This window comes from Planobispora longispora (genome assembly GCF_016863135.1).
Lineage (GTDB): Bacteria > Actinomycetota > Actinomycetes > Streptosporangiales > Streptosporangiaceae > Planobispora > Planobispora longispora.
Map to the genome: position 1 here is coordinate 1 of NZ_BOOH01000104.1, position 903 is coordinate 903.

General features: G+C 69.9%; 1 protein-coding gene. It reads right to left on the reverse strand.

Annotation, left to right across the window (positions count from 1 at the left end; all coding sequences use genetic code 11):
- On the reverse strand, positions 1–903 hold a 903-nt coding region (locus tag Plo01_RS39790; protein WP_203895988.1), incomplete at both ends, for an AMP-binding protein.

Below are 903 nucleotides of genomic sequence, written 5' to 3' on the forward strand. Positions count from 1 at the left end.
AGCTGGTAGAAGGCGGACGGGGTCTGGTTGAGCACCGTGACCCGCTGCTCGGCCAGCAACCCCACGAACTCCTGCGGCGAGCGGCTGACCTCGAAGGGCACCACCACCAACCGGCCCCCGTACAACAACGCCCCCCACAACTCCCACACCGAGAAATCGAAGGCATAGGAGTGGAACAACGTCCACACATCCTGCGGACCGAACCCGAACCAGCCCTGCGTGGCATCCAGCAACCGGACCACATTGCCCTGCGACACCACCACACCCTTCGGACGACCCGTGGACCCCGACGTGAAGATCACATACGCCGGATGCTCCGGCCGCAGCCCTCCCCAGCCCGGCCCACCAGCTCGCCTGCCCGCCGCACCCAGGCGCCGAACCACGCCGTAATCACTCCCCGCCGCACCGGCGCCACCAGAATGAGACCCGCTGTCCAGCAAAGAAACGGCGGCCTCCACCGAAGCGGCATCGGCAAGCTCAGAACCGCTCTCCGGCAGGGACGCGGCATCGGCATCGGATGAGACCGTGCCGTCCTCGTGCAACAGCACCACCGGCACCCCGGCCGGGGCCCGCTCCCGCAGCTCGGGCACCGTCACCACCAGCATCGGAGCGGCATCCTCGACGATGAACCCGATCCGCTCGGCCGGATAGGACGGATCGACCGGCACATACGCCCCCCCGGCCTGAACCACCCCCACCACCGCCACCACCAGCTCCACCGACCGCGGCACCAGCAACGCCACACACCGCTCCGGCCCCACCCCCAACCCCGCCAACACCCCCGCCAACGCCCCCGCCCGGCCATCCAACTGCGCATACGTCAACGCCACCGGCCCGCACACCACCGCCACCGCATCCGGCGACCCGGCCACCACCTCAGCGAACCGCTCCGGAACCGTGGCC